At 73.2% G+C, this 8,645-nt stretch carries 8 protein-coding genes and 1 pseudogene; 6 read left to right on the forward strand and 3 right to left on the reverse strand.

The window, feature by feature from the left end; translation table 11 throughout:
* Positions 1-155: 155 nt before the first annotated feature.
* Positions 156-467: a hypothetical protein gene (locus tag L0B03_RS10195; RefSeq protein ID WP_250445690.1), complete on the forward strand. Its 312-nt coding sequence runs from the start codon at positions 156-158 to the stop codon at positions 465-467.
* Positions 468-483: 16 nt separating this feature from the next.
* On the opposite strand, the gene L0B03_RS10200 is transcribed toward L0B03_RS10195, so the two are convergent.
* Positions 484-1,719, reverse strand: coding sequence for an APC family permease (locus L0B03_RS10200; RefSeq protein ID WP_284501633.1), 1,236 nt, complete (start codon positions 1,717-1,719; stop codon positions 484-486).
* Positions 1,720-1,804: 85 nt separating this feature from the next.
* On the opposite strand from L0B03_RS10200, the gene L0B03_RS10205 reads away from it, so the two are divergent.
* The 4 genes from L0B03_RS10205 to L0B03_RS10220 all read left to right on the forward strand — a co-directional run bounded on the left by L0B03_RS10205 (position 1,805) and on the right by L0B03_RS10220 (position 4,648).
* Complete coding sequence (locus tag L0B03_RS10205; RefSeq protein WP_250445691.1) at positions 1,805-2,185, forward strand: YchJ family metal-binding protein; 381 nt, start codon at positions 1,805-1,807, stop codon at positions 2,183-2,185.
* Between the two features lie 81 nt (positions 2,186-2,266).
* Entirely contained in the window at positions 2,267-2,785 is a 519-nt protein-coding gene (locus tag L0B03_RS10210; RefSeq protein ID WP_250445692.1) for a DUF421 domain-containing protein, read from the forward strand.
* Between the two features lie 79 nt (positions 2,786-2,864).
* Positions 2,865-3,830, forward strand: a complete 966-nt coding sequence (locus L0B03_RS10215) for an ATP-binding cassette domain-containing protein (protein ID WP_250445693.1) — start codon at positions 2,865-2,867, stop codon at positions 3,828-3,830.
* The gene (locus tag L0B03_RS10220; RefSeq protein WP_250445694.1) at positions 3,827-4,648 is read left to right on the forward strand and encodes an ABC transporter permease; all 822 of its coding nucleotides are present in this window, start codon (positions 3,827-3,829) and stop codon (positions 4,646-4,648) included. Before L0B03_RS10215 ends, L0B03_RS10220 begins: the two co-directional genes overlap by 4 nt.
* Before the next feature lie 24 nt (positions 4,649-4,672).
* Here the strand turns inward: L0B03_RS10220 and L0B03_RS10225 are convergent, their stop codons facing one another.
* Positions 4,673-6,169: a helix-turn-helix transcriptional regulator gene (locus L0B03_RS10225; RefSeq protein WP_250445695.1), complete on the reverse strand. Its 1,497-nt coding sequence runs from the start codon at positions 6,167-6,169 to the stop codon at positions 4,673-4,675.
* A 120-nt stretch (positions 6,170-6,289) separates the two neighbouring features.
* On the opposite strand from L0B03_RS10225, the gene L0B03_RS10230 reads away from it, so the two are divergent.
* A complete protein-coding gene (locus tag L0B03_RS10230) occupies positions 6,290-8,230 on the forward strand; it encodes a phosphoenolpyruvate carboxykinase (GTP) (protein WP_374204930.1) in 1,941 nt (646 codons plus the stop codon).
* Positions 8,231-8,321: 91 nt separating this feature from the next.
* Here the strand turns inward: L0B03_RS10230 and L0B03_RS10235 are convergent.
* Positions 8,322-8,645 (reverse strand): annotated as a pseudogene (locus tag L0B03_RS10235) (carboxylate--amine ligase); the annotation flags it as partial.

Genomic DNA, 8,645 nt, shown 5'->3' on the forward strand with positions numbered 1-8,645 from the left:
GGTCCTGACCGAGGCGTCCCGCTGGCCCGACCCAGGCCTGAGCGACCACCCCGGCGCGGGTCGCGGCGACCTTGGCCGGACCGTGGCGGGGCATGCTCGCCCATGCGGGGGCGCTCGAGGAGTCAGCGCTCGCGCACGGCCCGAGGAGCGCGGCCGTGGCTGAGCTCCGTGAGTCGATCCAGGGCCACGTCGTGACCCTCGACGAGCTCGCCGCGATCGAGTGGGAACCGGGGGAGTGGTCGGGGGCCATGCACGTCGCTGCGTGGGCCGCGCATACCGCGGGGCGTCTGCGCCCGCAGATGGTGGCCGTCCTCGACGTGTCGGCCGACGTGGTGCGGAGCGCACCCCGTGCCGCACCGCACCAGCTGCGGCACGGCCTCCTCGCGGCACAGGCCCTGGCGGTCGCCGCCGTCGTCGACGACCTCCTCGACCCGCTGGCCTCGTCGACCCTGCACCGCGCGGCCTGACGCGTCGCGGGCAGGCTCAGGGGCGCCGACCGCGTCCCCGTGCACCCCTCAGCAGCGCACCGCAGGCCAGCACCCCGACCCCGGCGAGGACCGACGTCAGCGGGAGGGTCAGCGCGAGGGCGGTGCACCCGGCTGCGCCGAGGGCCTGCAGGGCTCGGGGGAACCGACGGTAGGGGCTTCGCTGCCGAGCTGCCGCGAGGTTCGCCACGAGGTAGTAGACGAGGACCCCGAAGGACGAGAAGCCGATCGCGCCGCGCAGGTCGACGGTCAGCACGATGACGCACACCACCCCGGCCAGTACGACCTCCGCCCGGTGCGGCACGCGGTAGCGCGGGTGGACGGCCGCCAGCCAGCGCGGCAGGTCCCCTGCACGGGCCATGGCGAGCGTCGTCCTCCCGATGCCGGCCATCAGGGCGAGCAAGGCTCCGAGGGTCGCCGCGGCGCCTCCCAGCCGCACGACCGGTGACGCCCAGGCGTAGGTGCCAGACTCCACGGCGGCGGCCACGGGGTCGACCTGGTCGGCGAGCCCCTCGCTGCCGAGGACGGCGAGGAGGGTCGCAGCGACCACGGCGTACAGCGCGACGGTGATCCCCAGGGCCAGCTGGATGGCGCGGGGGATCGTGCGGCCGGGCTCGCGCACCTCCTCTCCGAGGGTCGCGATCCGGGCGTACCCCGCGAAGGCGAAGAAGAGCAGCCCGGCAGCCTGCAGCACCCCGTACGCCCCCGGTGCCTCGTCGCCGAGCGTCAGGTTCGACCAGGTGGGCGTCGTGCCGGCGAGGCTCGTGACCACGGCCACTGTGAGCGCGAGGAGCACGACGGTGACGACGATCCTGGTCAGCCGGGCGGTCCTGGTCACCCCCCGGTAGCTCGTCGCGGCGAGGGCGAGCACCGCGACGACCGCCGCGGCCCGTTCCCAGCCGGGTGGCGCGACGTACGCGCCGAAGGCGAGGGCCATCGCGGCGCAGCTCGCCGTCTTGCCGATCACGAAGCCCCACCCGGCGACGAAGCCCCACCACGGGCCCAGCTGCTCGCGCCCGTACACGTACGTCCCCCCTGATGTGGGGTACTGGGACGCGAGCTGCGCCGAGGCGGTGGCGTTGGCGTAGGCGACGGTCGCAGCGACCGCGAGCCCGACGAGCAACCAGGTGCCGGCGGCCCGTGCCGCCGGGGCGAAGGCGACGAAGACCCCCGCACCGATCATGGACCCCAGCCCGATCACCACGGCGTCGACGGTGCCGAGCCGACGCGCCAGTCCGGGTGGGGGTCCCTGGGGGGCGGGCGGCGGCTCGGGCGAGGATCCGGTGGACGAGGGCGTCACAGGGTCGATACTGGCGGGTGTGACGACCGAGCGCTGCCCCTGCCTGAGCGGTGAGACCTACGGGGAGTGCTGCGGCCCGCTGCACCGTCGGACCGCGACGGCGCCGACCGCGGTGCAGCTCATGCGGTCCCGCTACTCCGCGTTCGCCCTCGGGGACACCGAGCATCTCGCCCGCACGTGGCACTCCTCGACGAGGCCGTCCACGGTCGAGGTCGACGCCGAGGTGCGGTGGACCCGGCTCGACGTGCTGCGCACCGAGGCGGGCGGGCCCTTCGACGAGACCGGCACGGTCGAGTTCCGCGCGCACCACCGCAGCGCCACGGGACCGGGCAGCCAGCACGAGGTGAGTCGCTTCGTGCGCGAGGACGGGCGCTGGGTCTACCTCGACGCCGACGGCTGACGACGCGCGCGCGTGGACGGGGCCTGACATGCTCCGAGGGCGGGCGCCGAGGACGCCCCGTTCAGGAGAGGTGGGACGCTGATGTGGTGGGACTCGTGGTCGGACCTCGCGCGCGTGGTCCTCGTGGGCACCTCGGCCTACGTGGCACTCGTGCTGCTGCTGCGGGTCTCGGGCAAGCGCACCCTCGCCAAGCTCAGCGCCTTCGACCTGGTCGTGACCGTCGCGCTCGGCTCGACCCTCGCGACGATCCTGCTCAGCGCTGACGTCTCCTGGGCCGAGGGGGTCGTGGCTCTCGCGCTCCTGGCGGGTCTGCAGCTGACGGTGTCGTGGGCCACGACGCACCTGCCTGGGGGCCGGTCGGTGGTGACGGCCCGGCCGAGCCTGGTGCTGCGCGACGGCGTCCCGGACACGACGGCGATGCGCCGCCAGCGCCTGACCCTCGACGAGGTGCGCCAGGCCGTGCGTGCCACCGGTGCGGGCGGCTTCGACCAGGTCGCGGCCGTGGTGCTCGAGAGCGACGGGACCCTGAGCGTGGTGACCCGGGACGAGGTCGGCGACGGAGCCGCGCTGGCGGGGGTCCCCGGCTGGGACGCCGGCTGAGGGGCGGTGGCGTCGGCTCCCGACGGTGGCCCCGGTCGGCCCGCGTCGCGTGTCGGTGGTGGGGTGCAGACTGCTCTGCATGGCGACGATCGCGGCCCACGGGCTCGTCAGGAGATACGGGGACCTGCACGCCCTCGACGGTCTTGACCTCGAGGTCGAGGCGGGGACCGTGCTCGGTCTGCTCGGTCCGAACGGTGCAGGCAAGACGACGGCCGTCCGAGTGCTCACGACCCTTCTCGTCCCGGACGAGGGCGAGGCGACGGTACTGGGGCTCGACGTCGTGCGTGAGGCCGGACAGCTGCGCCGCCGGATCGGCGTCTCGGGCCAGTACGCGGCGGTGGACGAGAACCTCACGGGCCTCGAGAACCTCGACATGGTCGGGCGGCTCTACCACCTGGGGGCGAAGCGGGCCAAGCAACGCGCGTGGGAGCTGCTCGAGCGCTTCGACCTGACCGAGGCGGCTCGTCGCCCGGTGAGCGGTTACTCGGGCGGCATGCGTCGGCGGCTCGACCTCGCCGGTGCCCTGGTCGCCGAGCCCGAGGTGCTCTTCCTCGACGAGCCGACCACGGGACTGGACCCGCGCAGCCGGCTCGGCATGTGGGACGTGATCGGCGAGCTCGTCGCCTCAGGCACGACCCTGCTGCTCACCACCCAGTACCTCGAGGAGGCGGACCGTCTCGCGGACCGGATCGCGGTCATCGACCGTGGCCGGGTCATCGCGGAGGGCACCTCGGACGAGCTCAAGGCCCAGGTCGGCGGTGAGCGCCTCGAGGTGACGGTCGGCACCTCGTCGGAGATCACCGCGGCCCGCGATGCCCTCGGCCCGCTCTGCGAGGGGGTGGTCGGCGTGGACGAGCACACCCGGACCTTGACCGGTCCGGTGCGCGGGGGCACCGGTGCCCTGGTCGAGGCGCTCCGGGTGCTCGGCGCCGCACAGGTCGAGGTCCTGGACGTCGGCCTGCGCCGCCCGACCCTCGACGACGTCTTCCTGCGCCTGACAGGGCACGAGGCCGACGCGTCGACGACCCCCGAGGAGCAGTCATGACCGGTCCAGGGCAGGCGTTGGTGGACGGCTGGACCGTCACCCGGCGGAACCTCATCAAGATCAAGCGCGTGCCCGACCTGCTCGTCGGCTCGATCGTCTCCCCGATCATGTTCGTCCTGCTCTTCGCCTTCGTCTTCGGCGGGTCGATCTCGTTGCCGGGGGCTGCCGACGTCGACCCCGCGCTCTACCGGCAGTTCCTCATCGCCGGGATCTTCGCGCAGACCATGATCTTCGGGGCGACGATCACCGGGTCGGGCATGGCTCAGGACCTCAAGACGGGCATCATCGACCGCTTCCGGACGTTGCCGATGGCGCCTTCGGCCGTCCTCGTGGGCCGCACGACCGCGGACGTCGTCAACAACGTCCTCACCATCGTGATCATGACCCTGACCGGCCTGGTCGTGGGATGGCGCATCACCAGCTCGGTGGGGGAGGCCCTGCTGGGCTACGCGCTGCTGCTGTTCTTCGCGTACTGCGTCAGCTGGATCATGGCCTACGTCGGCCTCCTGGTCCGGACCCCGGAGGTCTTCAACAACGCGTCCTTCGTGGTGATCTTCCCGCTGACCTTCATCGCCAACACCTTCGTCCCGTCCGAGAACCTCCCGGGACCGCTGCGGACCTTTGCCGAGTGGAACCCCGTCTCGAGCGTCACCCAGGCGGCACGTGAGCTCTTCGGCAACGTCATCCCGGGAACGCCCCCACCCACCGCGTGGCCGCTGCAGAACCCGGTGCTCTACACCGTGCTGTGGGGCGTCCTGCTGCTCCTCGTCTTCATCCCGCTCACCGTGCGGCAGTACCAGCGCGCGGCTGCTCGGTGACCCCCGCTCGGTGACCCCGCTCGGTCAGCGGTGGGCGTGCCGGTCGAGGAAGGCGTAGACCTCCGTCTCGTCCACGCCGGGGAACGTCCCGCTCGGCAGGGGCGCAAGGATCTGGGCGTGGACCGCGGCACTGGGCCAGGCATGAGGTGACCAGCGCTCGGCCAGCTCGGGGGCGGGGGTGCGGCAGCACGCCGGGTCCGGGCAGCGTGACGTCGTGCGCGTGGTCGTCTCCCGCCCACGGAACCACTTGGCCGAACCGAACGGCACCCCCACGCTGATCGCGAAGCCCCCGGTGGCCGCGACCCCCGTCTGCGTCGAGGACCAGTACGTCCCCGCCGGGGTGTCGGTGTACTGGTGGTGCTCGGTGGTCCGGTCCCCGCGGGTGAAGGCCATCCTGGCTGGCCACGCCCGGCAGACGAGCTGGCCCTCGATCGCCCCCGTGCCGTCCGTGGGCAGGGGCAGCCCGTCGTTCTCGTACCCCTTGTAGATGGCTCCGTCGTCCCCGACCCGCAGGAAGTGCAGGCGGAGGTCGAGGTGCGTGGTGAGCAGGTTCGTCATCCGCTGCGCCGCTGTCTCGTGGGTCACGCCGAAGGCGTCGCGGAAGTCCTCCACGGCCAGGTCCTTGGCTCGCTTGGCGTCCGTCAAGAAGGCCACCGCGGCGCCGCGTGGCAGCAGGCAGGCAGCCGCGAAGTAGTTGATCTCGACCCGCTGCCGCAGGAAGTCGGCATAGCTCCGCGGGGTCGAGTGCCCGAGGACCCGGTGCGCGATGGCCTGCAAGGCCAGGGAGCGCAGGCCGTGCCCGCCGGGGATCGAGGCCGGCGGCAGGTAGATCCGCCCGTTCGCCAGGTCCGTCACCGTGCGCGTCGAGTGCGGCAGGTCCTCGACGTGGATGAGGGTGAAGCCCAGGTGCTCGGCCATACGTGCGACGGCCCGGTGGGTCAGGGCCCCGGACACGTAGCCCCCGTGCTGCAGGGCCTCCTCGGCCAGGTCCTCGATCTCCGGCAGGTCGTTGTCCCGCTCACGCATCCACCGCCGCAGGGCCGTGTTGGCCCGGCGCGCCTCCTCCGGGGTGGCGATCGCCGCGTTCGCCCGCCGGTCGAGCTCGGCGTGCAGACCCACGATCGCCTCGAGGGCGTCGGTGGGCGTGCCCTTCGTGGGACGGACCTGCGGCAGCCCCAGCCCTGCGTAGAGGGTGCTGCGCTGGGCACGCTCGAGAGCCACCTCGAGGGCCGCGCGCCGGGTCGGGGGCTCGGGGACCAAGAGCTCCGCCACCGGCACCTCGAGGGCTGCTGCGATCGCCTGGAGCAACGAGACCCGGGGTTCCCGGTGCCCGTTCTCGACCAAGGACAGCTGGCTCGCACCGCTCCCCACGGCGGCTCCGAGCTGATCCAGGGTCATGCCCCGGACCGTGCGGACATGCCGGATGCGGCGACCCAGGGTCAGCCCGGCAGCCTCAGGGGTCACGGCATCCGTCGGCGTCGGCAGGGCGATGACGGGTCTCGGCGGTGCGGAATCGGCCATCTCCATGACGATAGCGAAAGAACAGGAGATCTTGTCGCTCTGATCCCGTTGAAGGAGGCCATCGCTCCGAGGATCGTCGACCACACGGCCCGTCCGGGCGCCGCCGACGAGAGGGACATGATGACCACGCTCGACCACCCACGGTCCACGACCGGCTCGGCCGACCCCACGACGGCGGGCCCCGACCTGGCCCCGGGCGCGGATCGGCCCGCGAGCGCGAGCGCCACGGCCGACGCGTCCGCCTGCACGACGCGTCATGCGGGCCTGCACGCGTGGGTCGCCTCGATGGCCGAGCTCACCCGGCCCGACGCCGTCGTCTGGGCCGACGGCTCGCAGGAGGAGTACTCGCGGCTGTGCGAGCTGCTCGTCCGCGACGGGACGTTCCTGCGGCTGGATCCCGTCAGGCGCCCGCGCAGCTACCTCGCGCGATCGGCACCCGACGACGTCGCGCGCGTCGAGGGCCGGACCTTCATCTGCTCCGAGCGGCAGGAGGATGCCGGGCCGAGCAACAACTGGCGCGCACCGGCAGCGATGCGCGCCGAGCTCGAGGAGGTCTTCGCGGGTTCGATGCGAGGGCGGACCATGTATGTGGTGCCGTTCGCCATGGGGCCGGTCGGCTCGCCCCTGGCCCGTTACGGGGTCGAGCTCACCGACTCCCCCTACGTGGTGGTGAGCATGCACGTCATGACCCGCGTGGGGGAGGCGGTGCTCGCCGAGCTCGGGGCCGACGGCGCGTTCGTCCCGGCTGTGCACAGCGTCGGTCTGCCCCTGGTCGACGCTCACGGGACGCGACGGCCCGACGTGCCCTGGCCGTGCAGCACGACCAAGTACATCGCGCACTTCCCCGAGACCCGGGAGATCTGGTCCTACGGCTCGGGGTACGGAGGCAACGCCCTCCTGGGGAAGAAGTGCTTCGCGCTGCGGATCGCCTCGGCCATCGGCCGGGACGAGGGATGGCTCGCCGAGCACATGCTCCTCCTGCGGCTCACCTCCCCCCAGGGCAGGGCGGTGCACCTGGCGGCGGCCTTCCCCTCGGCCTGCGGCAAGACGAACCTCGCGATGCTGACCCCGACCCTTCCGGGCTGGCGCGCCGAGACGCTGGGGGACGACATCGCCTGGATGTTCCCGTCAGACCCCGGGGGCGGTGGGGACGACGGGAGACTGCGTGCGATCAACCCCGAGGCAGGGTTCTTCGGCGTCGCCCCGGGCACCGGGGAGAGCACCAACCCCACCGCGATGCGCATGGTCGCGAGCGACACGATCTTCACCAACGTCGCACTGACCGACGACGGCGATGTGTGGTGGGAAGGCATGACCCCCGACCCTCCTGCGCACCTCGTCGACTGGCAGGGCCAGGACTGGACACCCGGGTGCGGGCGGCCCGCGGCCCACCCCAACTCCCGGTTCACCGTCCCGGCCGACAGGTGCCCGACCCTCGCCCCGGACTGGGACGACCCCGCCGGGGTGCCGGTCGACGCGATCCTCTTCGGCGGTCGGCGCGCCAGCACGGTCCCGCTCGTGACCGAGGCCACCGACTGGGTGCACGGGGTGCTGCTCGGCGCGACGGTCTCCTCCGAGCAGACCGCTGCCGCCGAGGGCACGGTCGGGGCGCTACGGCGTGACCCGTTCGCGATGCTGCCCTTCACCGGCTACGCGATGACCGATCACTGGGCGCACTGGCTCGAGATGGGCGCACGGCTGGGGGAGGCCGCCCCGCGCGTCTTCGGCGTCAACTGGTTCCGCAAGGGTGCGGACGGCGGCTACCTGTGGCCCGGTTTCGGGGAGAACGCGCGCGTCCTGGCCTGGATCCACGGCAGGGTCCTCGGCGAGGCCGAGGCCGTCCCGAGCCCGGTCGGCCTGCTGCCCGCCCCGGGGTCCCTGGACCTCGCGGGACTCGACCTGCCCGACGAGGCCCTCGCGGCGGTCCTCGCGGTGCACCCCGAGGAGTGGTCCCGGGAGCTGGAGCTGACCAGGCAGTGGTTCGCGGAGCTCGGCGCCGGGGTGCCCGGCGAGCTGCTGGAGCGCCTGGACCGTGTGCGGCGCGCCCTGCCTCCCGGCTGAGGCACCGCGGGCTGGTGACGGCTGCGTGACACGGTGGAGCAGACGTTCGTTCGCGGCCGACCAGGCGGGGGGACGGCCGACCCTGCAGACGTCAGCCGACGGTGCGCCGTGCCGCGAGGTCCGCCACCCCGGAGAGACCGGTCTCGGCCAGCCAGCGCAGCTGCTGCTCGGCTCCGGTGCCGCCGGCGAGCAGGTGGGCTACCCGCTCACGGACCCGGGCGAGGTCGCCGCTGGCGTCGAGGGCGTCGGCGACGTGGTCGACGAGCTCCGTGACCGCCTGGTGGGCCGTCACGGGTCTCAGGCTCGAGGGGCTCACCAGCTCCCCGCCGAGGCCGGACCTCCCTGCCCGCCACGTCGCCGCGCGCAGCTGCTCCACCCGGACCACCGGAGCCGGGCGCCCAAGTCGGAGGCCAAG

It is taken from the genome of Actinotalea sp. C106, from assembly GCF_023630195.1.
Classification (GTDB): domain Bacteria; phylum Actinomycetota; class Actinomycetes; order Actinomycetales; family Cellulomonadaceae; genus Actinotalea.